The 25,979-nt window shown below is 71.7% G+C and carries 21 protein-coding genes and 1 pseudogene; 12 read left to right on the forward strand and 10 right to left on the reverse strand.

Going from position 1 to position 25,979, the window contains the following annotated elements:
• Positions 1-2,261, reverse strand: a 2,261-nt coding sequence (locus tag JNK30_RS07785) for a penicillin-binding protein 1A (RefSeq protein WP_367118737.1), incomplete at its 3' end; no start/stop codon positions are given.
• A gap of 84 nt (positions 2,262-2,345) precedes the next feature.
• Complete coding sequence (locus tag JNK30_RS07790; protein WP_293481496.1) at positions 2,346-3,533, reverse strand: N-acetylmuramoyl-L-alanine amidase; 1,188 nt, start codon at positions 3,531-3,533, stop codon at positions 2,346-2,348.
• 453 nt (positions 3,534-3,986) lie between these two features.
• Between JNK30_RS07790 and JNK30_RS07795 the strand changes: the two genes are divergently transcribed.
• The 6 genes from JNK30_RS07795 (at position 3,987) to JNK30_RS07820 (ending at position 12,847) form a co-directional block, all read left to right on the forward strand.
• A complete protein-coding gene (locus JNK30_RS07795) occupies positions 3,987-6,683 on the forward strand; it encodes a ribonuclease E/G (RefSeq protein ID WP_293481497.1) in 2,697 nt (898 codons plus the stop codon).
• 128 nt (positions 6,684-6,811) lie between these two features.
• Positions 6,812-8,227 (forward strand): M48 family metalloprotease, encoded by a 1,416-nt coding sequence (locus JNK30_RS07800; RefSeq protein ID WP_293481498.1) that lies wholly within the window; start codon positions 6,812-6,814, stop codon positions 8,225-8,227.
• Between the two features lie 31 nt (positions 8,228-8,258).
• Positions 8,259-9,002, forward strand: coding sequence for a DsbA family protein (locus tag JNK30_RS07805; protein ID WP_293481499.1), 744 nt, complete (start codon positions 8,259-8,261; stop codon positions 9,000-9,002).
• A gap of 49 nt (positions 9,003-9,051) precedes the next feature.
• Positions 9,052-10,542: an NAD(P)/FAD-dependent oxidoreductase gene (locus JNK30_RS07810; RefSeq protein WP_293481500.1), complete on the forward strand. Its 1,491-nt coding sequence runs from the start codon at positions 9,052-9,054 to the stop codon at positions 10,540-10,542.
• A 288-nt stretch (positions 10,543-10,830) separates the two neighbouring features.
• On the forward strand, positions 10,831-12,234 hold the full coding sequence (locus JNK30_RS07815; RefSeq protein ID WP_293481501.1) for an aldehyde dehydrogenase family protein: 1,404 nt from the start codon (positions 10,831-10,833) through the stop codon (positions 12,232-12,234).
• A gap of 220 nt (positions 12,235-12,454) precedes the next feature.
• Positions 12,455-12,847 carry a GFA family protein gene (locus JNK30_RS07820; protein WP_293481502.1) on the forward strand — a complete coding sequence of 131 codons (393 nt, stop codon included), beginning with the start codon at positions 12,455-12,457 and terminating at the stop codon, positions 12,845-12,847.
• A gap of 345 nt (positions 12,848-13,192) precedes the next feature.
• Here the strand turns inward: JNK30_RS07820 and JNK30_RS07825 are convergent, their stop codons facing one another.
• Both JNK30_RS07825 and thiS read right to left on the reverse strand, forming a co-directional pair.
• Positions 13,193-13,999, reverse strand: coding sequence for a thiazole synthase (locus tag JNK30_RS07825; RefSeq protein ID WP_293481503.1), 807 nt, complete (start codon positions 13,997-13,999; stop codon positions 13,193-13,195).
• Position 14,000: 1 nt separating this feature from the next.
• A complete protein-coding gene (gene thiS / locus JNK30_RS07830) occupies positions 14,001-14,201 on the reverse strand; it encodes a sulfur carrier protein ThiS (RefSeq protein ID WP_293481504.1) in 201 nt (66 codons plus the stop codon).
• 212 nt (positions 14,202-14,413) lie between these two features.
• On the opposite strand from thiS, the gene aroQ reads away from it, so the two are divergent.
• From aroQ to JNK30_RS07850, 4 genes are all read left to right on the forward strand, one after another.
• Positions 14,414-14,851 carry a type II 3-dehydroquinate dehydratase gene (gene aroQ / locus JNK30_RS07835; protein WP_293481505.1) on the forward strand — a complete coding sequence of 146 codons (438 nt, stop codon included), beginning with the start codon at positions 14,414-14,416 and terminating at the stop codon, positions 14,849-14,851.
• Between the two features lie 29 nt (positions 14,852-14,880).
• Entirely contained in the window at positions 14,881-15,372 is a 492-nt protein-coding gene (gene accB / locus JNK30_RS07840; protein ID WP_293481506.1) for an acetyl-CoA carboxylase biotin carboxyl carrier protein, read from the forward strand.
• Positions 15,373-15,376: 4 nt separating this feature from the next.
• Positions 15,377-16,723, forward strand: a complete 1,347-nt coding sequence (gene accC, locus JNK30_RS07845) for an acetyl-CoA carboxylase biotin carboxylase subunit (RefSeq protein ID WP_293481507.1) — start codon at positions 15,377-15,379, stop codon at positions 16,721-16,723.
• Positions 16,724-16,884: 161 nt separating this feature from the next.
• The gene (locus tag JNK30_RS07850) at positions 16,885-17,499 is read left to right on the forward strand and encodes a cysteine hydrolase (protein ID WP_293481508.1); all 615 of its coding nucleotides are present in this window, start codon (positions 16,885-16,887) and stop codon (positions 17,497-17,499) included.
• A gap of 19 nt (positions 17,500-17,518) precedes the next feature.
• Here JNK30_RS07850 and JNK30_RS07855 read toward each other — a convergent pair whose 3' ends face one another.
• The 4 genes from JNK30_RS07855 to JNK30_RS07870 are packed head-to-tail and all read right to left on the reverse strand — an operon-like array spanning position 17,519 to position 21,261.
• Positions 17,519-18,874 (reverse strand): ATP-binding protein, encoded by a 1,356-nt coding sequence (locus JNK30_RS07855; protein ID WP_293481509.1) that lies wholly within the window; start codon positions 18,872-18,874, stop codon positions 17,519-17,521.
• Positions 18,871-19,545, reverse strand: coding sequence for a response regulator transcription factor (locus JNK30_RS07860; protein WP_293481510.1), 675 nt, complete (start codon positions 19,543-19,545; stop codon positions 18,871-18,873). Before JNK30_RS07860 ends, JNK30_RS07855 begins: the two co-directional genes overlap by 4 nt.
• Before the next feature lie 8 nt (positions 19,546-19,553).
• Positions 19,554-20,054 carry a PepSY domain-containing protein gene (locus JNK30_RS07865; protein ID WP_293481511.1) on the reverse strand — a complete coding sequence of 167 codons (501 nt, stop codon included), beginning with the start codon at positions 20,052-20,054 and terminating at the stop codon, positions 19,554-19,556.
• A 1-nt stretch (position 20,055) separates the two neighbouring features.
• A complete protein-coding gene (locus JNK30_RS07870; RefSeq protein ID WP_293481512.1) occupies positions 20,056-21,261 on the reverse strand; it encodes a glycosyltransferase in 1,206 nt (401 codons plus the stop codon).
• Positions 21,262-21,384: 123 nt separating this feature from the next.
• Between JNK30_RS07870 and aat the strand changes: the two are divergent.
• Positions 21,385-21,975, forward strand: a pseudogene (aat, locus tag JNK30_RS07875) (leucyl/phenylalanyl-tRNA--protein transferase); the annotation flags it as partial.
• On the opposite strand, the gene JNK30_RS07880 reads toward aat, so the two are convergent.
• Positions 21,972-22,784: a DUF2155 domain-containing protein gene (locus tag JNK30_RS07880; protein ID WP_293481513.1), complete on the reverse strand. Its 813-nt coding sequence runs from the start codon at positions 22,782-22,784 to the stop codon at positions 21,972-21,974. The pseudogene aat and the gene JNK30_RS07880 overlap by 4 nt on opposite strands.
• A 6-nt stretch (positions 22,785-22,790) precedes the next feature.
• On the reverse strand, positions 22,791-23,195 hold the full coding sequence (locus tag JNK30_RS07885) for an NADH:ubiquinone oxidoreductase subunit NDUFA12 (protein WP_293481514.1): 405 nt from the start codon (positions 23,193-23,195) through the stop codon (positions 22,791-22,793).
• 171 nt (positions 23,196-23,366) lie between these two features.
• Between JNK30_RS07885 and JNK30_RS07890 the strand changes: the two genes are divergently transcribed.
• Positions 23,367-25,817 carry a ribonucleotide reductase gene (locus JNK30_RS07890; RefSeq protein WP_293481515.1) on the forward strand — a complete coding sequence of 817 codons (2,451 nt, stop codon included), beginning with the start codon at positions 23,367-23,369 and terminating at the stop codon, positions 25,815-25,817.
• Positions 25,818-25,979 lie beyond the last annotated feature (162 nt).

Genomic DNA, 25,979 nt, shown 5'->3' on the forward strand with positions numbered 1-25,979 from the left:
GCCTCGCGGACGCCGCGGATCATGGCGAACTTGGCGTTGGCCGGAGCCTTGAACGGCTTGGCCGGCTTGTCCTTCAGCGCCTCGGTCATGAACTCGGTGAAGATCGGCACGGCGGCCACCGATCCGGTCTCGTTGTTGCCGAGGCTGCGGTTGTCGTCGAAGCCGATGTAGACGCCGACGACGAGATCCGGCGAGAAGCCCATGAACCAGGCCGACCGGTAGTCGTTGGTCGTGCCGGTCTTGCCGCCCAGCGGCTTGCCGATCGAGGAGGCCTGGGTGGCGGTGCCCCGCTGGACGACCCCCTCCATGAACGACGTCACCTGATAGGCGGTCACCGGATCGATCACCTGGTCGCCCGCCCGCGGGATCCGAGGGCTCTCGCCGCCCGAGAAGCCGGCGTCGCAGCGGCTGCAGTCGCGGCGGTCGGCCTTCCAGATCACCTTGCCGTTGCGGTCGGCCACGACCTCGATCAGGTGCGGCTGGACCAGCTTGCCGCCGTTGACGAACGTCGAATACGCGGCCGCCATGCGGAAGACGGTGGTCTCGCCCGACCCGAGGGCCATGGCCAGCACCTTGTCCATCTTCTTCGTCACCCCCATGCGCTCGGCGAGCGACGAGATGCGGTCCATCCCCACGCCCTGGGCCAGCCGAACGGTCATGGTGTTGCGCGACAGCTCGATCCCCTTGCGCAGCGTCAGCGCGCCCAGGAAGTCGCGGTGGTAGTTCTCGGGGCTCCAGTCCTTGCCGCCATAGCCGCGCAGGGTGATCGGGGCGTCCAGGACCGTCGAGGCGGGGGTGTAGCCGGCCTCCAGGGCCGCGGCGTAGACGATCGGCTTGAACGACGAGCCCGGCTGGCGAAGCGCCTGGGTGGCGCGGTTGAACTTCGACAGCGAGAACGAATAGCCGCCCACCATGGCGAGCACCCGGCCCGAGTAGGGCTCCATGGCGACCAGGGCGCCGTTGGCGGCCGGGATCTGCTTCAGCCGGAAGCCCGAGCCGCCCTCGTTCGGGGCCACGAAGATCAGGTCGCCCGTTCCGATTCCCTTGCCGGCCCGGGCCCACGCCACGTCCTGCCCCGCCAGGTTCCCTTCGACGCCGTCGATGTTGCGCACCCTAACCGTCCCGCCCGAGACGCTGAGCACCACCGCGCGGCGCCAGGTCGTGTGCTCGCGGGGCCGCACGGTCTTGCGCGCCACGTCTTCCCAGCCCTCGAGCGTGGTCACGTTGCCGAACGCGCCGCGCCAGCCGTGCCGGCGGTCGTAGGTCTCGAGCCCGTTCATCAGCGCGGTCTTGGCCGCGCTCTGGAGGCGGGGGTCGAGCGTGGTCCGCATGTAGTAGCCGCCCGCGTTCAGGCGCTCGTCGCCCAGCTCCTCCATCGAGAGCGCGATCCGCCGCACCTCCTCCACGAAGTAGTCGGCGTCCCGGTACTGCGAGCGCGTGGGCGCCGGCTGGACCACGAGGTCCTGGGCCATGGCCGCGTTGGCCTCGGCCCGGCTCACCCAGCCCAGGTCGGCCATCTGGTCGATCACCCAGTTGCGCCGCGCGATCGCCTGCTGCTTGCGGCGGATCGGATGGTAGTTGTCGGGCCCCTTGGGAAGCGCGGCCAGATAGGCGCTCTCGGCCAGGGTCAGCTCCGACATCGACTTGCCGAAGTAGTTGTAGGCGGCCGCGCCGACGCCGTACGAGCGATACCCGAGCCAGATCTCGTTCATGTAGAGCTCGAGGATCCGCTCCTTGGAGAGCGTCTGCTCGAGCTGCGACGCGAGGATCGCCTCCTTCAGCTTCCGGCCGATCGTCTGCTCGTTGGACAGCAGGATGTTCTTGGCCACCTGCTGGGTGATGGTCGAACCGCCCTCCAGGCGACGCCCCTGGGCCAGGTTCACCACGTTCTTCATCTGCGCGCGGGCGAAGCCACCCACGTCGACGCCGCCGTGCTGGAAGAAGCCATGGTCCTCGGCGGCCAGGAACGCCTGGGCGGTCTGCTTCGGGATCGCCTCGTAGGGCACGAAGATGCGGCGCTCGCGCGAGAACTCGCCGATCAGGGTGCCGTCCCAGGCGTAGGCCCGCGTGGCGGTCGGCGGGTGGTAGTCCACCAGCTCGCCCGCGTCGGGCATGTCGTGGAACAGCCAGGCCGAATAGACGCCGACGCTGAGGGCCGCCAGGGCGATGAAGCTCAGGGCCCCGACGCCCAGCAGCGCGACCCACCGCGGGACCTGCGGACGGGGCGGCAGCGCCGTTTCCGGGGTTTCGGGGGCGGTCAACTCGGGGCGGCTCCGGCGCGCAACTAGAGCCCGTCGTCTATCCTGTGTCGCCCCGGGCGCCAACGTCCGGGACGGGCCGGTGCGTCAGCGCGACGCGAGCCGGACCTGTTCGCCGAAGTGGCTGTCGATGGCCCGGGTGACGGCGCTCATGAGCCGCGCGCGCTGGGCCGGATCGCGCAGCCGGGCCTCGTCCTCGGGGTTGGAGACGAAGCCCATCTCGAGCAGCACCGCCGGCACGTCCGGCGCCAGGAGCACCATGAAGCCCGCGTCCCTGTGGCTGCGGCGCAGCATCGGCGCCCTGCCCTCGATGTTGGCCACCAGGGTCTGGGCGAACACCGCCGAGCGGTTCCGCGTGGCGCGCTGGGTCAGGTCGAACAGGATGTCGCGCACCCCCTGGTCGCCGGTCAGGCTGGCCTTCATGAACCAGTCGTTGGCGCTGACGAACTTCGTCGCCCGCGCGGAGGCCTTGTCCGACAGCGTGTAGACCGACGCGCCCTTGAGGTCGGGCTCGGGCCCGGAATCGGAGTGCAGCGAGATGAACAGGTCCGCGCCGGCGCGCTGGGCGACGCGCACGCGATCCTCCAGCGGGATGTAGACGTCCCGCGAGCGCGTGAGCACCACCTTGTAGCGGCCCGTGCGGTTCAGCTGCTCGGAGAGCGTCAGCGCCGCGGCGAGGTTGATGTCCTTCTCGTAGCCCAGGGCGCCGCGCGCGCCCGAATCCTTGCCGCCGTGCCCGGCGTCGATCACCACCACCTTCTTCAGCGGCAGCGCGGGCTTGCGGACCGGCAGGAATTGCGACCGCAGCTGCGGGTTCATGGGCTTGACGATCGGCGCGCTCGCCATGACTGCGCCCGGCGCGGCGGCGACGTCGATCACGTAGCGATAGTTCACGACGCCGTCGGCCGGCGGCAGCAGGAAGCGCCGCTTCAGCTTGCCGTCCCCGGCGAGATCCATCTGCAGGCGCGCGCCGCCCTGGACCTGGTCGATGGTCCAGGCCCGAACCACGCCCCGTCCGGCGCCCTGCTGAAGCTGCGCGGCCGTGACGCCCGGCAGCATGACCACGACGCGGCGGTCGGCGGAGCCGTCCGACACGACCCGGGCGCTGGCGGCGCCGTCCAGCTCGATGACGAGGCGCGTCTCGCTCGCGTCGCCGCCCATCCGGACCTTGAGGAGGTCGACCTGTTCGGTGGCCGCATGGCCCACGGCGACCGCGGCGAGGCCGAGCGCGAGGGCCGCGCCCAGGGCCGCCGCGCGCCCCCGGTTCCGTCCCAAAGCCCCTGTCAGCCGCCGCAGCACTCGATCACGCCCCGAAACGACGAAGATTCGCACGATACGAACCGATTGCCCATATAGCGGCGGGCCTCGTGGACAAAGGGTTAACGAGGTGTTGCCGCCGGTCGGGCAGCTTGACGGCGCGGCTTTCCTTTTCAGCCCCCATGTTGCAATGTCCGCCCGCGCGACGTCGGAGCGCCCGTCCCGGGCCCGAACGCCACGCGACAAAACCACCCAGCGTCGGCTTCGACCGTACCTTCGGCGACGACGCTCCGATCCGATCCGCGCCCATCCGGACGCGCCTAGGAACACACCCGATGAGCTGCGCAGCTCGAGCCACTTCTGGCCCCAAGGCCTCCGCAGACGGCGTCAACGCCGTCGTCGCCGGCCGCGCGCGCGCTCGTCCCATATGCCGGCAGCGCTCGAACCTCGTGGCGCGCCGCGGAGAGACTGATGCCCAAGACGATGTTGATCGACGCAGCCCACGCGGAAGAGACCCGCGTGGTGGTCGTCGACGGGAACCGCGTTGAAGAGTTCGATTTCGAGAGCCAGAACCGCAAGCAGCTACGAGGGAACATCTACCTCGCCAAGGTGACGCGGGTCGAACCGTCGCTGCAGGCGGCCTTCGTGGAGTACGGCGGCAACCGCCACGGCTTCCTGGCCTTCAACGAGATCCACCCCGACTACTACCAGATCCCGGTCGCCGACCGTGAAGCGCTGCTGCGCGAGGAGGCCGAGGAGCAGGAGGAGGACGAGCGTCCCGCCCGGGGCCGCCGCCGCGCCGCCGCCGATTCGGCCGAGTCCGACGCCGACGCCGAGCGGCCGGACGACGATCCGGACTACATGGCGACCGACGAAGACGAAGACGACGTCATGGAGGAGGAGCTGGCGCGCCGGAAGCGCCGGCTGATGCGCCGCTACAAGATCCAGGAAGTGATCCGCCGCCGGCAGATCATGCTGGTTCAGGTCGTCAAGGAAGAGCGCGGCAACAAGGGCGCCGCGCTGACCACCTACCTCTCGCTGGCCGGGCGCTACGGCGTCCTGATGCCGAACACCGCCCGCGGCGGCGGGATCAGCCGCAAGATCACGACCGCCACCGACCGCAAGCGCCTGAAGAGCGTGGTGCAGAGCCTGGACGTGCCGAACGGCATGGGCCTGATCGTGCGCACGGCCGGCGCCAAGCGCACCAAGGCCGAGATCAAGCGCGACTACGACTACCTGCTGCGGCTCTGGGAGAACATCCGCGAGACCACCCTGCACTCGATCGCACCGGCGCTGATCTACGAGGAGGAAGACCTCGTGAAGCGCACGATCCGCGACCTCTACGACAAGGACATCGACGAGGTCTGGGTCGAGGGCGAGGCCGGCTACAAGGAAGCGCGCGACTTCATGCGCATGTTGATGCCCAGCCAGGCCAAGAAGGTGCAGGCCTACCGCGAGCCCACGCCGCTGTTCGTCAAGCACCGGGTCGAGGACCACCTCAGCCAGATCTATTCGCCGGTCGTTCCGCTCCGCTCGGGTGGATACCTGGTGATCAACCAGACCGAGGCGCTGGTCGCCATCGACGTGAACTCCGGCCGCTCCACGCGCGAGCGGAACATCGAGGCCACGGCGCTGAAGACCAACATGGAGGCCGCCGAGGAGGCGGCGCGCCAGCTGCGTCTGCGCGACCTCGCCGGCCTGATCGTCATCGACTTCATCGACATGGATGAGTCGAAGAACAACCGCGCCGTCGAGAAGAAGCTCAAGGACTGCCTCAAGGACGACCGCGCGCGGGTCCAGATGGGCAAGATCAGCCCGTTTGGCCTGATGGAGATCAGCCGCCAGCGCCGTCGCACTGGGGTCCTGGAAGGCACCACGCACCTCTGCGAGCACTGCGGCGGCACCGGGCGCGTGCGCTCGGTGGAGTCCAGCGCGCTGGCCTCGCTCCGGGCCCTCGAGATCGAGGCGCTCAAGGGCGGCGGCGAAGCCACCCTGCGCGTGCCCCGCGCCGTCGGCCTCTACATCCTGAACGAGAAGCGCGCGCACCTGGCGCGGCTGCATCAGGCGTTCGGCCTGTTCGTCACCGTGGTGATCGAGGACGAGATGGCGCACGCCGATCACGTCATCGAGCGCACCGCCATGGAGACCCGGCCCGACCACGCCCCGCCCCTGGCGGCGCCGATCCAGGCCTATGTCCCGTCGGCCGAGGAGGAGGCGTTCGACGACGAGGCCTTCGAGGATGAGGATGAGGACGAGGTCGACGAGGACGCCGACGACGAGGCCGAGGCGGACGACGGCGAGCCGCAGGCCCGCCGCGCCCGCGAGGAACGCCCGCGCCGCGACGACGACGAGGAGGGCGGCCGCCGGGGCCGCCGCCGCCGCCGCCGCGGGCGCGGACGCGACGAACGTCCCGACCGCCCCGAGCGCGAGCCGGCGGCCGAACGCGAGGCGCGGCCCCCGCGCGAGAGCGACGAGGACCGCGACAGCCGCCGCCGCCGCCGCGGCCGCCGCGGCGGTCGTCGGATGCGGGACGACTTCCGTCCGACCGACGCCTTCTCGTGGGTTCGCCCCTGGGTGCCCTACGGCGACGATCCGTTCGTCTGGTACGACCCGGCCGAGGACCTGAAGGTCGCCGCCGCCCAGGCCGCCCCGGCGGCCCCCGCGCCGACCCCCGTCGCGGCCGAGGCTTCGGCCCCCGCCCCGGCGTCCGTGTCGCACGACGGCGAGGACGACATCTGGGTCGAGCTGCCCGAGGCCGAGGAGAAGCCGAAGCGTTCGCGGCGGGCCCGGGGCCGCGGCCGCGGCCGGAACGGCGACGCCCCGTCCACCGAGGCCGCCACCGAGGATGCGCCCGTCGCGGTCGAGGCCGAGGCTGCGCCCGCGCCGGAGCCTGCGCCTGAACCTGAGCCGGCGCCCGTCGTCGCCGAGGAGGACGCGCCCCCGGCCAAGCCGAAGCGCACCCGCAGCCGCAAGGCGGCGGCCGCGCCCGAACCCGAGGCCGTCGCCGTCGCAGAACCGGCGGCTCCCGAGCCGCCCGCCGCCGAACCCGCGGTCGTGGCGGAGGCAGCGCCGGCCGCCGAGGCCGCGCCTGCACCGCGCCAGCCGGATCCCAACGAGATCTCGGGACCGGCGCCGGCGCCTCGGAAGGGCTGGTGGCGGCGCGGCTGACCGCGCCCGGAGCGACATCTTCCCGCCGCGAAGGCGCGTCATCTCCGCGATGGCGCGCCGCTCGCGTAGAAAGTGGATTCCACTTTCGCCGGGCCCGCTCTAGCATCCGCCCTGGTCATGGGGGACCGATGGGCTTCGAGAGAGTGAAGAGCATGGTCTCCCCATTGCGCTCTGTTTCCCGCGTCGCGCTGGGGCTCGCCGTCGCCGCGAGCGTGGCGCTGAGCGCCGGCCAGGCGGCCGCCCAGTCGTTCATCCGCGACACCGAGATCGAGGAGATCCTGGCCCGCAACTCCGAGCCGATCCTCCGCGCCGCCGGCATCGAGCCCAGGAACGTCGAGATCATCCTGGTCGGTTCGAAGGACCTGAACGCCTTCGCCGGCCCCCGCGTCATGGGCTTCAACACCGGCCTCATCCTCGAATCGGACACCCCCAACGAGCTGCAGGGCGTCATCGCCCACGAGGTGGGCCACCTCGCCGCCGGCCACTCCGCCCGGTCGGGCGACTTCAGCAAGGCGGGCATGCGGCCCTTCCTGCTGACCATGGGCCTGGGCGTCCTTGCGGCCATCGCGGGCGCGCCCGACGCGGCGGCGGGCCTGGCCTCCAGCGCGAGCTACTTCGGCACCCTGGGCGCCCTGGGCTACAGCCGCGAGCAGGAGAGCCGCGCGGACCAGGCGGGCGCCACCCTGCTGGACAAGGCCGGCCTCTCGGGCAAGGGCCTGGCCGAGTTCTTCGACAACTTCCGCTATCAGGAGGTCTTCGACGAGGCGCGCCGCTTCGGCTACTTCCGCAGCCACCCGATCTCGTCGGACCGCATCGAGGCCCTGCGCCGCCGGGTCGAGGGCCAGCCCCACTACGGCAAGACCGACAGCTCCGAGGCCATGGCCGAGCACGCCATCATGAAGGCCAAGCTGGACGGCTTCCTCAATCCGCAGGTGGCGATCACCAAGTACGAGGAGAAGGCCGCCGACTATCCGTCGCGGTACGCCCGCGCCATCGCCTACTACCAGCTCAAGGAGCCGGACCGGGCGATCAAGCTGGTGGACGCCCTGCTCGCGGACCAGCCCGAGAACCCGTACCTATGGGAGCTCAAGGGCCAGATCCTGTTCGAGTTCGGCCGCACGCCCGAGGCCGAGGCGCCGCAGCGCCGCTCGGTCGAACTGAAGCCCGACGCGCCGCTCCTGCGCATCAACCTGGGCCAGACCCTGATCGCCCTCGACGACAAGAAGAAGGTGCAGGAGGGCATCACCGAGCTGAAGCGCGCGCTCACCCAGGAAGAGGACAACGCCGTCGCCTGGCGCCTGCTGGCCGAGGCCTACGACAAGACGGGCGAGGACGGCCTCGCCCGCCTCGCGACCGCGGAGTTCAACTACAACATCGGCGACAAGCAGCAGGCCCGCGTCTTCGCCATGCGCGCCCGCGAGATGCTGACCCGCGGCACGCCCGAGTGGCGCCGCGCGACCGACATCGTGCTGGTGGCCGAACCGACCCGCGAGGACCTCCGCGAACTGGCGCGCGAAGGCTCCGTCGGCGGCCGGACGCGTTGAGGCTCACCGCCGCCTTCCTATCTGGAACCCCATGAAGCGCTTCTTCCCCCTCGCCGCCCTGGCCGCGGCCTCGCTCGGACTCGCGGCCTGCAAGCCCGCCCAGCCCGCGGCCGACCCGGAGTTCGGCGCCAAGGTGCGCGCCTACCTGCTCGAGAACCCCGAGGTGATCCAGGAAGCGGTGACCCAGCTGCGCCTGAAGGAGGCGGCCAAGGCGGCGGCCCCGACCCTGGCCCGTTATCGCAAGCAGCTCGAGAACGATCCCCGGGACCTGGTGATCAACCCGCGGGGCTCGGTGACGGTGGTCGAGTTCTTCGACTACCGCTGCGGCTACTGCAAGGTGGTGGCCCCCGAGGTCGCGAAGCTGATCCGCGAGAACCCCGACGTCCGGTTCGTCTTCAAGGAGTTCCCCATCTTCGGCGAGGTCTCCCAGAGCGCGGCGCGGGTGGCGCTAACGCCGCAGGCCAAGGCGAAGGGCCTGCCGCTGCATCAGGCGCTGATGGCCGACAAGAGCCTCAGCGAGGCCTCGCTGGACCAGCACCTGCGCGACGCCGGCCTCGATCCCGCGACCGTCCGCCAGGCCGCGCGCGATCCGGCCATCGACCAGCAGCTGCAGGATGTCCGCGCCCTGGCCGGCGGCCTCGGGCTCACGGGCACTCCGGCCTTCATCATCGGCGACTACGTCATCCCCGGGGCCGACATGGACTCGGTCCGCGCGGCGCTGGCGCGCATCAGGAACGAGGGCATGAAGCGGCCGCCGGCGGCGGCCCCGACGTAAAGCGCAACCTCTGCTAGACTGCGCCCAGGGCGTCACAGCGAGGACATTCATGAGCGAACGCGTGCTGGTCATCGGGGCCGGGATGGCGGGATTGTGGACGGCGATGGCGCTGGCCGGCCCGCAGCGCGAGGTCATCGTGCTCGACCGCGACCCGCCGCCGCCGCCGGGGGGCGCCGACGAGGCCTTCCAGGACTGGCAGCGCCGCGGCGTCGGCCATCTCCGCCACAGCCACGCGTTCCTCGCCCGGCTGCGGACGCTCGTCCGCGACCGCCACCCTGCCCTGCTGGACGCGCTGATGGCGGCCGGCGTGCGGGAACTCGGGTTCGAGGGCGGCCTGCCGGAAAACCTGAAGCCGGGCTACGTCCCCGCGCCCATCGACCGCGATCTCGCAATCCTCACCAGCCGGCGCACGACGCTGGAGCTGGTCATGCGCCGCTACACCGAGGGCCTGGCGGGCGTGACCATGCGGCCGCAGACCTTCGTGAAGGACCTCATCGTCGAGCCCGGCTCGCCGCCCCGGGTGACCGGCGTGCGCCTCGAGGACGGCGGCGAACTGCACGGCGACGTGGTCGTGGACGCCAGCGGGCGCAACAGCCAGGCCTACGAACAGCTGGCCGCGGCGGGCGCGTCGATCCCCGAGAGCTCCGAGCCCTGCGGCGTCATCTACTTCACGCGCCACTACCGCCTGCTGGAGGGCCAGAGCGAGCCGCCGCGGACGCGGAACTCGGCGACGGGCGACCTGGGCTACCTCAAGTTCGGCGTCTTCCCGGGCGACAACGGCTGCTTCTCGATCACCCTGTGCACCCCCGAGGTCGAGGAGGAGATGCGCAAGGCGATCGTCGACCCCGAGGTGTTCGACGCCGTCTGCCGCCAGATGCCCGGCCTCGCCCCCTGGATCGACCCCGACCGGGCGACGGCCACCAGCAAGGTCTTCGGCATGGGCCAGCTCGAGAGCCGCTGGCGCGACGTGGCCCCCGAGGGCCGGCCCGCTGCGCTGGGCTTCTTCCCGGTGGGCGACAGCGTGGTCCGCACCAACCCCCTCTACGGGCGCGGCTGCTCGTTCGCCGCCGTGAGCGGCCACCTGCTGCGCGACGCGCTGGATTCGAGCGCCGATCCGGCGGCGCGCCTGCTGCACTACCGCGCCGGCGTCGAGCGCGAGCTGCGCCCCTACTACGACGTGATGCGCCAGGCCGACCGCGGGGCCATCAAGCGGGCCCGGGCGGCGCTCCTGCCCGAGGCCCGGCCGTCGCTGCGCGGCCGGCTCGTGAAGAGCTTCATGGAGGACGGCGTCGCCATCGCCCTGCGCCAGGACATCGAGCTGATGCGGGCGTTCATGAAGGGCTTCCACATGCTGGAGCACCCGCAGGCCTGGCTCAAGCGGCCGGCGAACCTCGCCAAGGTCCTGCGCGTCTGGGCGCGGGGCAAGGCGAAGAACGCGGCCCTCTATCCGCCCAAGCCCGGCCCGGACCGCCGGCCCATGTTCGAGGCGCTGGGCCTCGACCTGCACGCCGACGAGCAGCGCGTCCGGCAGGCCGCCTAGCCCCCTGATCAACATCCGGCCATCCCGGCGAAGGCCGGGATCCAGATGGACGGGCTCGGAAGCCGGTTCCGCAGGCTCGGAGCCCTTCCCATCACGACCCCGCACCGGGATCTGGGTCCCGGCATTCGCCGGGACGATCGGAGGCTGTTGCAGTCCCCGGTCGCGAATTGAGTGCGGACCCTGGCGCCTGGCTGAGGCCCGAATCCGACGGACAGGACGGCGCGGCGCTTGACCACCGCGACGTAAAGGGCGTTGCGTTCCCCCCGAAGAATTCCCGGGAGGATCCCTATGTCGGACTACAAGCTTCTCATCGGCGGCAAGCTGGTCGACGGCGACGCCACGATGAACGTCCTGAACCCCGCCACCGAGGAGCCGGTGGCCACCTGCCCGCGCGCTTCCAAGGCCCAGCTGGACCAGGCCGTCGCCGCGGCCAAGGCCGCCTTCCCCGCCTGGAGCAAGACCTCCATCGACGAGCGGCGCGCCGTTCTGGTGAAGATCGCCGACGCCATCCAGGGCAACATCGCCGAGCTCGCCCGCCTGCTCACCCAGGAACAGGGCAAGCCGCTGCAGGACGCCATGGGCGAGGTGTTCGGCGCCTCGGCCTTCTTCCGCTACTTCGCGAGCCTGAACCTGGACGCCAAGGTGGTGCAGGACGACGCGTCGGGCCGGGTGGAGATCCGCCGCAAGCCGCTGGGCGTCGTGGGCTGCATCGTGCCCTGGAACTTCCCGATGATCCTGATGGCCTTCAAGGTGCCCGCGGCCCTGCTGGCCGGGAACACGGTCGTCCTGAAGCCCGCGCCGACCACGCCGCTGACCGCGCTCAAGCTGGGCGAGCTGATCCGGGACATCGTGCCCGCCGGCGTCGTGAACATCATCGCCGACGCCAACGACCTCGGCGGCGAGATGACCAAGCACCCCGACATCCGCAAGATCAGCTTCACCGGCTCCACCGAGACCGGCAAGAAGGTCATGGCCAGCGCCGCCGACGCGCTGAAGCGCGTGTCGCTGGAACTGGGCGGCAACGACGCCCTGATCGTGCTGGACGACGTGGACCCCAAGGAGACCGCGCCCAAGGTGTTCGGCGCGGCCATGCAGAACGCCGGCCAGGTCTGCATCGCGGCCAAGCGGATCTACGTCCACGAGAGCATGTACGACGCCATGTGCGACGAGTTCGCCCGCCTCGCCAACGAGATGGTGGTGGGCGACGGCCTCGAGCAGGGCGTCCAGATGGGCCCGCTGCAGAACAAGCAGCAGTTCGAGAAGGTCATGGGCTTCATCGAGAGCGCCAAGAAGGACGGCAAGGTCATCGCCGGCGGCGGCCGCAAGGGCGACAAGGGCTACTTCATCCAGCCCACCGTCGTGCGCGACATCACCGACGGGACCAAGCTGGTCGACGAGGAGCAGTTCGGCCCGGTGATGCCGGTGATCAAGTACTCCGACCCGGCCGAGGCCATCCGCCGCGCCAACGCCTCGATCTACGGCCTGGGTGGCTCGATCTGGGCCAAGGACACCGAGAAGGCCTGGAGCCTGGCCGAGGAGATGGAATCCGGCTCGGTGTGGGTGAACAAGCACGCCGACCTGCAGCCCCACCTCCCCTTCGGCGGCGCCAAGTTCTCCGGCGTCGGCTCCGAACTGGGCGAGGAAGGCCTGAAGGAATTCACCCAGGTCCAGGTCCTCAACATGGCCCGCTGACCGCCTGCTGACCCTCCCTTCCCGCTCGCGGGAAGGGGACCGCGCCCCCGGAATCCTTCCCTTCCCGCCCGCGGGAAGGGGGGACCGCGCCCAAAGGGCGCGGTGGGAAGGGCAAGCCGCAAGCGCCGAGGCCCGGAAGGCCGCGCGTGCTGCCGCCACACCGTTGTCAGCAGCCCCGCCCTAGTGTCGCGCCGACGGCAGACCTGAGGGAGACCCGCCGATGCTCACCGGACGTTGCCACTGCGGGGCCATCACCTACGAGATGGCCGAGCAGACGATCCACCACGCCCTGTGCCACTGCACCGACTGCCGCCGCTCGGCCGGCGCGCCCATGGTGGCCTGGGGCATGGTGCCGGCGGACCAGATCACCATCCACGGCGCGCCCCACGTCTACGCCTCGTCCGAGCACGGCCGCCGCCACTTCTGCCCCACCTGCGGCACGGGCCTGTTCTACACGAACGACGAGATCTTCCCCGGCCTCATCGACGTCCAGACCGCCACCCTGGACGACCCCGGCGCCCTGCAGCCCTCCGCACAGATCCAGGTGGCCGAGCGCATCCCCTGGATGGCCACCGCCCACGACCTGCCCGCATTCGAGAGGTATCCGGGCTGACGCCATCCCCCCGTCATCCCGGGCGCAGCGCTCGCCGGAGCGCGGAGACCCGGGACCCAGCCCCTACGCCCGGAAAGCTGCGCCATGACGCGCGACACGCACGCACAGAACCCAGACTGGCGCTAACTTTCCGACCCCCTGGTTCGAGGGCCTGAGGGGCCGCTGTACTGCATGCCGTCGCAGGGGCGCGTCGGGGGTTGCGCGGCTAGGTCCCGGGTCTCCGCGCTCTCCGAGCGCTGCGCCCGGGATGACGGAGCTTAGGGGCCAAAGCTCGAAGCTCCGCAGCGGACCCGCCGCGACAGCGGCGGCGAGCCCTGTCGGGCCGCGCGTCGGCGCGCCTGTCCCTCAGATCAGCCCGCTCAGCGGTGACGACGGGTCGGCGTACATGCGCTTGCCCATGCGGCCGGCCAGGTAGGCTTCGCGGCCGGCGATCACGGCGTGCCGCATCGCCGTGGCCATGCGGATCGGGTCCTTCGCCTCGGCGATGGCGGTGTTCATCAGGATCGCGTCGCAGCCCAGCTCCATGGCCAGCACCGCGTCCGAGGCCGTGCCCACCCCGGCGTCCACCAGCACCGGCACCTTCGTCTGCTCGATGATCAGGCCCAGGTTCAGCGTGTTCTGGATGCCGCGACCGGAGCCGATCGGCGCCGCCGCGGGCATGATGGCCGCCGCCCCGGCGTCCTCCAGCTTCCTCGCGTACACCGGGTCGTCCGAGCAGTAGACCATCACCTCGAACCCGTCGGCGATCAGCAGCTTCAGCGCCCGCAGCGTCTCTTCCATGTCGGGCAGCAGGTGCGGCGTCTGCGACAGCACCTCCAGCTTCACCAGGTCCCAGCCGCCGGCCTCGCGGGCCAGGCGCAGCAGGCGCACCGCCTCCTCGCCCGTGTAGCACCCGGCGGTGTTCGGCAGGTACGTGAACTCGTCCTCCTTCACGTAGTCGCTGAGCATCGGCGCGCCGGTGTCGCTGAGGTTCACGCGGCGCAGCGCCACCGTGACGATCTCGGCGCCGGCGGCCTTCGCCGCGGCGGCGTTCTGGCCGTAGTCCCTGTACTTGCCGGTCCCCACGATCAGTCGCGAGCGGAACGTGCGGCCGGCGACGGTCCAGGTGTCGTCGCCCAGCGAGGAATTGGGGGTCTGCGTCGCGCCGTCCACGTCAGCCGCCTCCGATGAAAGCCACGATCTCGATCCGGTCGCCGTCGGCGAGCGGGGTGCTGGCATAGACCGACCGCGGCACGATCTCCAGGTTCCGCTCGACCGCGACCTTCTTCGTGTTCAGGCCCAGCGCGGCCACGAGGCCGGCCACGTCGGCCACGCCCTCGAAGCTGCGGACCTCGCCATTGACCGTCAGTTGCATCAGCGGGTTGTGGGACTCCCGACCGCCGAAGACAAGCCTCCGCCGCAGGCGCCGTTCAACCACCAAGTGCACCAAGGTCACCAAGGTTCGCCGCGCGACCCGGTATCTGCTTGGAGACCTTTGTGCTCTTGGTGTCTGGCCGCCCGCGGCGCCGTCCTTGTGAGTGAAGCCCTGGACGGCTAAAAGGCCGCCGGAATCGACGGCGGAGCTCAATGCCGAAACCGATCTATGTGCTGAGCGGCCCGAACCTCAATCTCCTCGGGACCCGCGAGCCGGAGATTTACGGTCATCACACCCTGGACGACGTGCGGGCCCTCTGCGAGGCGCGTGCGAAGGCCAAGGGCTTCGAGGTCGTGTTCCGCCAGTCCAATCACGAGGGCGAGCTGGTCGACTGGATCCAGGAGGCGCGCACGAACGCAAGCGCCCTGGTCTTGAACCCGGCCGCCTACGGGCACACTTCCATCGCCATCCTGGATGCGCTGAAGATGCTGGCGATCCCCGTCGTCGAGTGCCACCTCTCCAACCCGGCCGCCCGCGAGGCGTTCCGGCGCGAGACCTACGTGTCGCTGGCCGCCACCGGGGTCGTCTCCGGCTTCGGGGCCGCAAGCTACGAACTGGCCGTCGAGGCCGCCGCGGGCCTGGCCCGCTAGACAGACCTGACCACACAAGGGCCGAACCCATGCCGACCTCTTCCAAGGCGCCCGCCGATCCGTTCGACGCACGCCTGGTGCGCAAGCTGGCCGACATCCTGACCGAGACCGGGCTGACAGAGATCGAGGTCGAACAGGGCGCGCTGAAGATCCGCGTCGCCAAGCAGGCCACGGCCGCCGCCGTGCACCATGTGGCGCCCCCCGCGCCGGTCGCCGTCGCCGCGGCTCCGGCCGCCGCCGCGCCGGCCGCGCCCGCTGCGGCCCCCGCCGCGCCCGCGCGCGCCGCCGGCGATGAGGTGAAGTCGCCGATGGTCGGCACCATCTACCTGCAGCCGAACCCCGGCTCCCCGCCCTTCGTGAAGGTGGGCGACACCGTCGAGGCGGGCCAGACCCTGTTCATCGTCGAGGCCATGAAGACGATGAACCCGATCCCCGCCTCGCGCGCCGGCCGGATCGTGGAGATCCTGGTCGAGGACGCCCAACCCGTCGAATTCGGCGAGCCGCTCGCGATCATCGAGTAGCCCGATGTTCGACAAGATCCTGATCGCCAACCGGGGCGAGATCGCCCTGCGGGTCCACCGCGCGTGCAAGGAGATGGGCATCGCCACCGTCGCGGTGCACTCCGAGGCCGACTCCAGCGCCATGTGGGTGCGCCTCGCCGACGAGAGCGTCTGCATCGGCCCGCCGCCCGCCGCCAAGAGCTACCTGCACATCCCGGCGATCATCGCGGCGTGCGAGATCACCGGCGCCCAGGCGGTGCACCCGGGCTACGGCTTCCTCTCCGAGAACGCCCGCTTCGCCGAGATCGTGAACGCCCACGGCTTCACCTTCATCGGCCCGAAGCCCGAGCACATCCGCATGATGGGCGACAAGATCACCGCCAAGCAGGCGGTGAGGGCCGCCGGCATCCCGGTGGTGCCCGGCTCGGACGGCGCGGTGACCACCGAGGAGGAGGCCATCGCCGCGGCCAAGGAGATCGGGTTCCCGGTCCTCATCAAGGCGGCGGCCGGCGGCGGCGGGCGCGGCATGAAGGTGGCCAGGACCGAGGCCGACCTGGTCGAGGCGGTGCAGACCGCCCGCGCCGAGGCCAAGGCCGCGTTCGGCGACGACGCGGTCTACATGGAGCGCTACCTGCAGACCCCGCGGCACATCGAGCTGCAGGTCATCGCCGACAGCTTCGGCAACGTCTGCCACCTGGGCGAACGCGACTGCTCGCTGCAGCGCCGCCACCAGAAGGTGCTCGAAGAGGCCCCCTCCCCGGCGATCGACGCCGAGGCCCGCGCTAGGATCGGCAAGGTGGTGGTCGATGCCGTCAAGGCCATCGGCTACCTCGGCGTCGGCACCATCGAGTTCCTGTACGAGAACGGCGAGTTCTTCTTCATCGAGATGAACACGCGTCTGCAGGTGGAACACCCGGTCACCGAGGCCATCACCGGCATCGACCTGGTGCGCGAGCAGATCCGCATCGCGGCCGGCCTTCCGCTCAGCTTCAAGCAGTCGGACGTGGTCTTCGAAGGCCACGCCATCGAGTGCCGCGTGAACGCCGAGAACCCCAAGACCTTCGCGCCCTCGCCCGGCCTCGTCACCGACTACCACGCCCCCGGCGGCCTGGGCGTGCGGATGGATAGCGCGCTCTACGCCGGCTATTCGATCCCGCCCTACTACGACAGCCTCGTGGGCAAGCTCATCGTCCACGGCCGCGACCGGGCCGAGTGCATCGCGCGGCTGAACCGCTGCCTGGCCGAAACCGTGGTGGCCGGCATCGACACCAACATCCCCCTGTTCCAGGACCTGCTGGCGCAGCCCGACATCCAGAAGGGCGACTACAACATCCACTGGCTGGAACGCTGGATGGCGAGCCAGGCCGGCTAAGGCGCGTTCCGGTTCAGCGCCTCGATCGCGTCCGATCGTCCCGCCGAGGCCGGGACCCGGGTGCCGAGTACGGACTTGAGGGCTCGACGGCGCGCCGGCGAATCGCTGGACTGCGCCCATGCTGCATGACTGGCGGATCCCCGAGCGGGGCCGAACGGCAAATGGCGCGCCGGGGCCGCCGGCACGCGTTCGAGCGGCTGTCGCCGGCCACGACCGCGCTCGTCGTCGTGGACATGGTTCCGTTCTTCGTCCTGGAGAACCCCTACTGCGCCGGCGTCGTCCCGCAGATCAACGCCCTGGCGCACGCGCTGCGTCAGGCCGGCGGCGTGGTCGCCTGGGTCCTGCCGTCGTCGGACGATCCCTTTGCGGCCGTCTCGAAGGAGTTCTTCGGGCCGCAGGTCGCGGAGACCTACCGCACCTCGGGCGGCTTCGGGCCCCTGCCTGCGCGCTTGGCGGCGGGCCTGGGGCACGAGCCCGACGATGTGTTTGTCGAGAAATCCGCCGCCAGCGCCTTCTTCCCCGGCCGCTGCACGCTGCCCGACATCCTCGCCGGGCGCGGCGTGCGCACCGTGATCGTGACCGGCACGGTCACCAACGTCTGCTGCGAGGCGACGGTGCGCGACGCGCGGACGCTGGGCTACCGCGTGATCATGGTCGCCGACGCCAACGCCACCGTCCGCGACGAGATGCACAACGCCAGCCTCACCGCGGTCTACCGCAGCTTCGGGGATGTCCGCCCGACCGCCGACGTCCTGGCGCTCATCGCCGCCGGCTAGACCGGGCGCCGGCGCCTGCTCAGCCCGGGAAGCGCATCACCACCCGCAGGCCCGGCGCCGCATCCTCCAGGCGCAGGCTGGCGCCCTGCCGGTCGGCCGCCGCCGCCACGAGGCTGAGGCCCAGGCCGAACCCCGGCGCGTCGCGTCCGCCGCCGCGGTAGAACCGCTCCAGCACGCGCGACCGCTCTTCGGCGGGCACGCCCGGGCCGTCGTCGGCGACCTCGATCTCCACCGCGCCGGCGTCCCGCCGAGCCGCCAGACGGATCGCCCCGCCGGCAGGCGTGAACTTGATCGCATTGTCGAGCAGGTTGCTGACCATCTGGAACACCAGGTCGCGGTCGCCCTGGAGGGCGAGCCCGGGCGGGACGTCGATGGCGAGCGCCTGGCCCTTCTCCTCCGCAGCCGGCGCGTGCAGTTCGAGGGCGTCCTCGAGCAGCGGCGACAGGTCGACGGCCGAACCGGCGTCGCGCGGGCCGCTCTGCAGGCGCGCGATGCGGAGCAGCGCCTCGAACATCGACTGCAGCCGCGCGGCCTCGTCCAGCGCGCCGACGGCGCGGGCGCGCACCTCGGCGGGATCGTCGGTGGCCGACAGCTCCTCCAGCTCGGCGCGCAGGCGCGTGAGCGGCGTCCGCAGTTCGTGGGCGATGTTGTCCGACACCCGGCTGATCGAGGCGACGAGGCCCTCGATCCTCGCCAGCATCACATTGAGGGTCGCCGAGAGCTGGTCGAAGTCGTCGTCGCTGCCGTGCAGCTCGACGCGGCCCGAGAGATCCCCGGCGATCACGGCCCGCGCCGCGCGGTTGATCCGCTCCAGGCGGCGCGACACGGCGTAGGTCATGATCAGCCCGCCGAGCAGGCCCAGGACGACGCTCATGCCGGCGCCCCAGGACAGCCCTTCGAACAGCAGGTCCTCGCGCTCGTCCAGGTCCTCGGTGTCGAGGCCGACCAGGAGGCGGTAGCCGCCCGGCAGGATCACGTCGCGCGCGACGGCCTCGTGCTCCTCCTCCGCGCCCGTGGCGTAGGTGCCGAACTCGTAGCGGACCCACTCCTGGCCGCGGACCTCGGGCCAGTCCTGCAGGTTCGCGGCCACCACGGCGCCGCTCGGCGACACCAGTACGTGATAGGGAAGCCGCCCGCTGGCGGTCGCCACGCGGCGCTCCAGGGCGCGGATGAGGGCGTCGCGGCCGTCCGTCGTGTAGACCGCCACGAGCCGGTCGCTGTCGCGCCGGATCGCCGCCTCGACCTGCGTCAGCGGCCGCCACACCCCGGCCACGTAGGTCGCCCCCAGCATCACGCCGAACGAGCCGCTGAACAGCGCCATGTAGACCAGGGTCAGCCTGAGCGTCAGGCTGCGCAGCGCGGACCGCAGGTTCATGTCCGCAGGCTGTAGCCCATGCCGCGGACGGTCTGCAGCAGAGGCGGATCGAAGTCCTTGTCGATCTTCGCCCGCAGCCGGCTCACGTGCTGGTCGATGATGTTGGTCTGCGGGTCGAAGTTGTAGTCCCAGACGGCCTCCAGCAGCATCGATCGGCTCACCACGCGGCCGGCGTTGCGCAGCAGGTGCTCCAGCAGGGCGAACTCCCGGGTGGTCAGGTCGATGGGGTGGCCGCGCCGCGTGACCGTCCGGGTCAGCAGGTTCATGTGCAGGTCGGCCAGCGCGAGCTCGGTGGTCTCCTGGACCGCCGCCCCCTTGCGCCGGCCCAGGGCTTCGACGCGCGCCACGAGTTCGGAGATGGCGAAGGGCTTGGACAGGTAGTCGTCGCCGCCCGCCCGCAGCCCCTTCACCCGGTTGTCCACGTCGCCGAGCGCCGAGAGGATCAGCACGGGGGTGCTGTCTCCCGACGCCCGCATGGTCTGCAGGATCTTCAGGCCGTCGACGTTCGGCAGCATGCGGTCGAGGACGATGACGTCGTAGGTCTCGGCGGCCACCTGGAAGAGCGCCTTGCGGCCGTCGGCCACGTGGTCGACCAGCCAGCCTTCACCCTTCAGGCCCTTCACCACATGGCCTGCGACCCGTTCGTCATCCTCCACGACCAGCACGTGCATGAGAGCGGTCAGTCTCCGATCAGGGGCGTGATGGCGCCGGTCCGAAGGTCGACCAGCACCTCGCGGTCCTCTGCGCCCACCAGCTCGATCTCGTAGTAGTGCCGCCCGCCCCGGCGCTCCAGCCCGATCTCGGCCACGCGGCCCTTGGTGGCTTCCTCGACCCGCGCGATGGTCTCGGCGAGCGAGCGCGGCGCGGTCTGCGCGGCCTTCAGGTGTTCGCCGACCAGCGGCAGGCGCGCGCGCAGGGACTTCGATTGCCGGATCAGCTGGCCGGTGTTCGCATCGACGAGCGCCTCGATGGGCTTGCCGTTCTTCACCAGGCTGACCTCGTAGACCATGTCGCCCAGGTCCACGTCGAACTCGGCGTCGTAGGCGCGCGCGCCCAACTGGCTCTCGGCCGTCGCCACGGCCTGGGACAGCGAGACCTTGGGCCGGACCACCTGGGCGGTGGCGGGGACAGCAAGCGCGGCGAGCGCGCCGGCGGCGAGGAAGGTGTTTCGAATGTTCACGTCAGCACTCCGTACTTCGTTGGGGGATGACTGCAGATAGCGCCGGCCCATGGGACTGGCCTTCCACAAGCATTTGAATTTCGTCATGAAGCCGCCGCGCCCCGGCGACCACGGCGCACAGCCGGGCCAGGTTGGCGTCCAGCGGAAAGTCCCCTGCCCGCCCGCCGGGAAGGATGCGGGTCGCCGGATCGGTCTGGGCGAGGAGGCCGCGCGCGAGGTCCGACGGACTGTCGGGATCGACGAGCACGCCGAAGCGGCCGTGTCCCAGGACGTCCGGCGCAGCCCCCGCGCTGCGCGACGCGACCACCGGAACGCCGCAGGCGAGCGCCTCCAGCAGACTGTTCGAGGCGCCTTCCCACCGCGACGCCAGAACATAGGCCGAAGCGCGCGCCACCAGCGGGAACGGGTCGGCCACCTCGCCCTCGAACCGGACGGCGTCGGCCACTCCCGCCCCGCGCGCCTGCGCCTCGAGCGCAGCACGCGCCTTGTCCGGGCCGCCCCCCAGCACGAGGAGGCGGAGCTCGGGCCGGCTCTCGCGCGCCAGCCGCAGGGCGTCCAGGAGGCGTGGGTAGTTCTTCTGCGGATGAAGCCTGCCGACCGCCACGACATAGGGCCGGCCGTCGTCGACCCAGGGGTGGCGGACGGGGGCCGTCGCCCGGCGCCGGATCGCCTCGACGTCGACGCCGTTGCTGAGGACGTCGATGCGGCGATCCCGGCGCGCCCGTCGGAAGGCCGGTCCGCGCGCCAACGCGGCCGAGACGCAGACGAGCCGCGTCGCATCGGCGGCCACGAGCCGCAGGCCGGCCTCCCGCGCGGCGCGACGCAACGGGTCGGCGCCGGCGTGCGCGGGATCGTTGCTGATCCTGTAGATGCGCGGCACGTCGGGCAGGCCGCGGAGCGCCGCCCACACCGCCAGATGCCCGTGGTTGCCCATGGACACCACGACCGACGGACGCAGGGCCTGCAGCTCGCGGCGCAGCGCCCCGGTCGCGGCCGCCAGGGCGAGCCCGCGAGGGCCGCGCGCCCAACCGAGACAGGTCAGGCCGGCGCCGCGGAGGTCCTCGGCGAGCGGGCCCGGCTGCAGGCACACGACCTGGACGGCGAGACCTCGCTGGACGAGCGCATTCGCCAGATGAACCGCATTGCGCGCCACGCCGTCGCCGGCCAGGCGGCCAAGGAACAGCACGATCGGACCCGTAGAGCTCATGGGTCGAGCTTGGCGATGGCCGATGACACCCGCCTCGCCGGAACATTTGCTTTCGCCCATGTTCCCCGGCGGCGGACGCCCGAGCGCTTGCGGCGGCGTCGCGGCGCGCTAGACGTTCGGGCGATGTCCGCGTTCGACGCCCGCGACCTGCTCGACTGCTACGCCCGCGGCGTCTTCCCGATGGCCGACGCTCGCGAGGACAGCCGCGTCTTCCTCATCGACCCCGAGCGCCGTGGCGTCCTGCCGCTCGAGACCTTTCACGTCCCACGGCGGCTGGCCCGGACCGTCCGCGCCGACGCCTTCGACATCCGCGTCGACACCGCCTTCCATGACGTGGTCCTGGCCTGCGCCGCGGCCGGACCTGGCCGCACGGAAACCTGGATCAACCGGCCGATCGAACGGCTCTATCTCGAGCTCCATCGCATGGGACACGCCCACAGCGTCGAGTGCTGGCGCGGCGACCGCCTTGTCGGCGGCCTCTACGGCGTCTCGCTGCGCGGCGCGTTCTTCGGCGAAAGCATGTTCTCGCGCGAGCGCGACGCCTCGAAGGTGGCGCTGGTCCACCTCGCGGCCCGGCTTATCGCCGGCGGCTTCCGGCTGCTGGACGCCCAGTTCATGACCGAACACCTGCGCCAGTTCGGCGCAACGGAGATCGCCCGGGCGGAGTACCACCGAAGACTCGCCAGGGCCCTGGAGGTGGAGGCCGAGTTCTACGTCGGCGGCGACGGGGCCGCGGGTTCGGACCTCGGCGGCTCGGCGGCCTTCGCCGGCGGAGCGGCGGCGGGCGCGGCCGGCGAAACCGGAGCGGGGGCGGCTTTGGCCGGCGGCAGGTCCAGCAACTTGGGCTCGGCCGCAGGCGGCGCCTTGGCGGGCGGCGGGCGCACCGCCGCGGTCACGGCGGGCGCGGGCGCGCTGGCCCTGCAGCTGATCAGCCAGGCGTCATAGGTGGCGTGCTCCACCGGGTGCAGCCCGGGCGACGAGGCGAACATCCAGCCGCGGAACGCCTGCTTCGGCGCCGGCGTGGGCCGGCCCGGCTGCGCGCGGGGCTGGGAGTCGATGCTCACATAGACGATGGAGTCCTCGATCGCCTCGTCCGGCGCCGAGCGCTCGCAGGCGCTCACGGTGAAGACGAGGCCCTTCCACCGCACCGGGGCGCCGACGCGCGCCTCGAACCGGAGGGTTTCGGCCGTCACCTTGTCGATCGCCTGCAGGATCGCGACGTCGTAGGCGCGGGAGCGGCGGATCGGCGCCGCGGCCGGCTTCTCGGCGACCTGCGCCTTGGGCGGCGCGGCCGGGGCCACCTCCTCGGCCGTCACCGGCGCGGCGACCGCGGGCGCGGGCGCAGCCACGCTGGACGGGGGAGCCTCCTCGGGCGGCGGCGCGGCGACGGGCGCCGAGGGCGCGTCCGGGGCGGTGGGCGCGCTGGGGGCCGTCGGCTGCGCGCTGACCACGCTCGCCACGCACGCGCCGATGACAAGGCCCGTGGCGGTGCGGGAGATCAGGCGAGGCGGGCGGCGTCCCATGCAGGCCTACTCCGGGCTCCAGGCCTCGTAGTCGCCCGTGGCGCGCTGCCGGTCTCCGCCACGGGAGATCGCGCCCTTGGGCCGGTAGGCGTGAATGGTGCCCGTGAGGTTCGGGCGGTGGTCCTTCTCCCAGGCCTTGCGCGGCAGCGGCGCGGCCGTCGGCGGCTCGTCGAAGGTGTAGTGCAGCCAGCCGTGCCAGTCGGCAGGCACCTTCGAGGCGTCGGCATAGCCCTTGTAGATCACCCAGCGCCGCTTGCGGCCGCGATCGTAGCTGTCGCGATCGTCGCGCGCCTCGAAATAGCGGTTGCCAAGCTCGTCCGTCCCGACGAGGCGGCCGCGCCGCCAGGTCGTGAAATGGATGCCGGTGGTGGCGCCGTTCCACCAGGTGAAAATGGTCTTCAGGACGGACAAATCGGGGCCCTTCGCAGGCTGTCAGGCGGGCGGACAATAGCGATGCGCCACGCAGCCGCCAAGGCCGGCTTTTGCAGCAATATGTTGGGGATGAGCGGTGATGACCCCCCAACATCTGCTGCCTGCGAATCACGACGCGCCTTAGGCTCGGCCGACTTGGGAGGAGGCCGAATGGACAGCGAGACCGCACAGGCCGGAATCGAGCGCCGCCTTCTCGAGATCGGCGGCGGGATGGTCGAGGTTGAGGCTCCCGCCCACTTCACCACGGCCAGGGTCGAGGCCTGGATCGGCTGGGCCGAGGGTCGCGCCGACATCGCCGCCGCGATCCAGGCGTTCGCCTACGAACTCGCCGGCAAGGCGCAGGCGAAGGGACTGACGCGCGACCTCAAGACCCGCACAAGGTTCCGCGAGACGCTGGCCGAGGCGATGCTGCACGGCCGCATCGGCTTCCTGGCGGCCGGACCGGCGCTCAAGGTCCTGGAACCCGGAAGCGGCGCGCTGGACGCCGTGACCGCGTCGCACCGTGGCCGGGAGGCCGCCCAGGCCGCGGCCAGCCTGAACGCGGCCCGGCTGCAGGCCGTGATGGACGCCGTCCTCCGATGCGAGGGCGACGGCGACGCCTGCGCCGATCCCGCCCGCAACGCCTCCCTCGCGCGCGCCGCCGAGGCGGCCCGCGCCGCCGGCGCCACGGACGCCGCCATACAGGACGCCATCGCGCTGGTCCGGGGCGGCGAGACGATGTGGCTCTGCTCGCTGCCTCCGCCGCCGCCCGTGACGCCGTACGTCGCGCTCCGCGGGCAAGGGTCCGCCCTCGCCCGCGCCGCCTGGACCACGGGCCGTGTGGTGGCCGCGCCCGACGTCGTGAGCGCTTCGGCGATCGCCGAGGCCGCGGCCATGCCCGCCGCGGGCGTGGAGCTCATGGCCTTCTGGCGCGACGGCGCCTTCGACGAGGCGGCGTTCGCCGCGGACGTGGCGCTCGCCGCCACCGCGCTGGCCGCGGCGCATGACGGGCCCGTGCGCCTCGGGCTCGCCGGCCTGGGCGACTGGCTGGTCGCCCACGGCTTCGACTACGACAGCGACGCCGCCCGCTCCGCGGCCCGCAACCTGTTCCAGGCGGCGCGGGACGCGGCCGAGGACCTCGACGTCGACCTCAAGTTCGCGCTGATGTCCGAGCCCGAGCTGGCCCTGCGCGTCGGCGGCCGCCTCGACGCCGCCCCCTGGGAGGGCCCCGTCACCCTGGCCGAGACCGCCGACGGCGAGGCCGTCCGCGTGTTGTCCGAGGCCGCGATCCTCGGGCTGCAGGCCATCGGCGCGGACCGGACCGAGGTCCAGGCCCGCCTCCTGGGCCGACGGCACTTCGCCGACGCCCCGGGCGTCAACGTCCAGAGCCTGACCGCGCGGGGCTTCACCAGCCTCGAGATCGAGGCGGCGCAGGCGGAGCTCCCGTTCGTCCGGAACCTGGCGCAGGCGTTCGCCCCGCACGTGGTGGGCGAGGGCTTCCTGCGCGACGTCCTCGGGGCGACGGGCGATCAGCTCGACGATCCCGCGCTCGACGTCCTGGCGCTCGCCGGCTTCCCGCCCGGCGACGTCGCCGCGGCCGAGGCGTTCATCCTCGGCGGCGACAGCCTCGAGGACGAGGCGCTCGACGATGACCAGCGCGCCGTGCTCCGTTCGCGCGACGCGACGCCGCTCTCCGCGCAGGCCGCGATGCTGGCCGCCCTGACCCCCGTGCTGGACATTCCGCCCGTGCTCGAGGTTCCGCTGCCCTGGTCCGCAACGCTGGCGGACGTGGCGGCCGCCCTGGCGGCGGCGGACATCGCAATCCGGCCGCGCCGTGGCCCGCCGCCCCTCGCCGCCGAACTGGACCTTCCGCCTGCCGCTGAGCGCCCCGCCCCCGCCCGCGTCCAGGCTCCCCAGGTCGAGGAGCGCGTGGTCGAGCGGATCGTCGAGCGCGAACGCACGCGGCGCAAGCTGCCGGACCGGCGCAAGGGCTACATCCAGAAGGCCAGCGTCGGCGGGCACAAGGTCTACCTCCACACCGGCGAGTACGACGATGGCGAGCTGGGCGAGATCTTCATCGACATGCACAAGGAAGGCGCCGCCTTCCGCTCGCTGATGAACAACTTCGCGATCGCGATCTCGATCGGCCTGCAGTACGGCGTTCCGCTCGACGAGTTCGTGGACGCCTTCGTCTTCACGCGCTTCGAGCCGGCCGGCGAGGTCAAGGGCAACGACACCGTCAGGTCCGCCACCTCCATCCTCGACTACATCTTCCGCGAGCTGGGGATCAGCTACCTGGGCCGCGACGAGCTCGCGAGCGCCGATCCGGCCGGGCTGAACGCCGACGGGCTCGGACGGGGGAAGGCCGAGGCGGCGCCGGCCGAGGACGCCGAGCCGCAGCCGGCCTCGCGGTTCATCAGCCGCGGCTTCGCCCGTGGCGCGGCCCCCGACAACCTGGTGTTCCTGCCCTCGGCGGGACGTGCGCCCGGGCCGGCCGCGATGGGCGCCGCCGAGGTCTGCGCCGCATGCGGCGACATCGCGGTCGTCCGCAAGGGACAGGCCCTGATCTGCGAGACCTGCGGCGCCCGGGCCGGCCGCCTCAATGAGACTCCGACCGGCTAGGCCCTGCCGGCAGCGCGGTCCGTCGAAGCTGGGAGGACGGCCGCGCGGCCGGTTCCTCAATCCGGGTAGGATCGTCGCTAAGTCCTTCCAAGTTACCGCGAATTAAGTGGCGCCTGCCGGTGGATGCAGGCATCCGTCACCTCCAGACCACCGGAGTTGCGC

The sequence above is a fragment of the Phenylobacterium sp. genome (genome assembly GCF_016793225.1).
In the GTDB taxonomy this organism is placed as follows: Bacteria; Pseudomonadota; Alphaproteobacteria; order Caulobacterales; family Caulobacteraceae; genus Phenylobacterium.

Bases quoted from the DNA above. Each gene is read 5' to 3' on its own strand.
- JNK30_RS07795 (WP_293481497.1), top strand. From the start codon at position 3,987: ATGCCCAAGACGATGTTGATCGACGCAGCCCACGCGGAAGAGACCCGC.
- accC (WP_293481507.1), top strand. From the start codon at position 15,377: ATGTTCGACAAGATCCTGATCGCCAACCGGGGCGAGATCGCCCTGCGG.
- JNK30_RS07820 (WP_293481502.1), top strand. From the start codon at position 12,455: ATGCTCACCGGACGTTGCCACTGCGGGGCCATCACCTACGAGATGGCC.
- JNK30_RS07855 (WP_293481509.1), bottom strand. From the start codon at position 18,874: ATGAACCTGCGGTCCGCGCTGCGCAGCCTGACGCTCAGGCTGACCCTG.
- JNK30_RS07880 (WP_293481513.1), bottom strand. From the start codon at position 22,784: ATGGGACGCCGCCCGCCTCGCCTGATCTCCCGCACCGCCACGGGCCTT.
- JNK30_RS07870 (WP_293481512.1), bottom strand. From the start codon at position 21,261: ATGAGCTCTACGGGTCCGATCGTGCTGTTCCTTGGCCGCCTGGCCGGC.
- JNK30_RS07850 (WP_293481508.1), top strand. From the start codon at position 16,885: ATGGCGCGCCGGGGCCGCCGGCACGCGTTCGAGCGGCTGTCGCCGGCC.
- JNK30_RS07815 (WP_293481501.1), top strand. From the start codon at position 10,831: ATGTCGGACTACAAGCTTCTCATCGGCGGCAAGCTGGTCGACGGCGAC.
- JNK30_RS07890 (WP_293481515.1), top strand. From the start codon at position 23,367: ATGGACAGCGAGACCGCACAGGCCGGAATCGAGCGCCGCCTTCTCGAG.
- JNK30_RS07805 (WP_293481499.1), top strand. From the start codon at position 8,259: ATGAAGCGCTTCTTCCCCCTCGCCGCCCTGGCCGCGGCCTCGCTCGGA.
- accB (WP_293481506.1), top strand. From the start codon at position 14,881: ATGCCGACCTCTTCCAAGGCGCCCGCCGATCCGTTCGACGCACGCCTG.
- JNK30_RS07860 (WP_293481510.1), bottom strand. From the start codon at position 19,545: ATGCACGTGCTGGTCGTGGAGGATGACGAACGGGTCGCAGGCCATGTG.
- thiS (WP_293481504.1), bottom strand. From the start codon at position 14,201: ATGCAACTGACGGTCAATGGCGAGGTCCGCAGCTTCGAGGGCGTGGCC.
- JNK30_RS07810 (WP_293481500.1), top strand. From the start codon at position 9,052: ATGAGCGAACGCGTGCTGGTCATCGGGGCCGGGATGGCGGGATTGTGG.
- JNK30_RS07800 (WP_293481498.1), top strand. From the start codon at position 6,812: ATGGGCTTCGAGAGAGTGAAGAGCATGGTCTCCCCATTGCGCTCTGTT.
- aroQ (WP_293481505.1), top strand. From the start codon at position 14,414: ATGCCGAAACCGATCTATGTGCTGAGCGGCCCGAACCTCAATCTCCTC.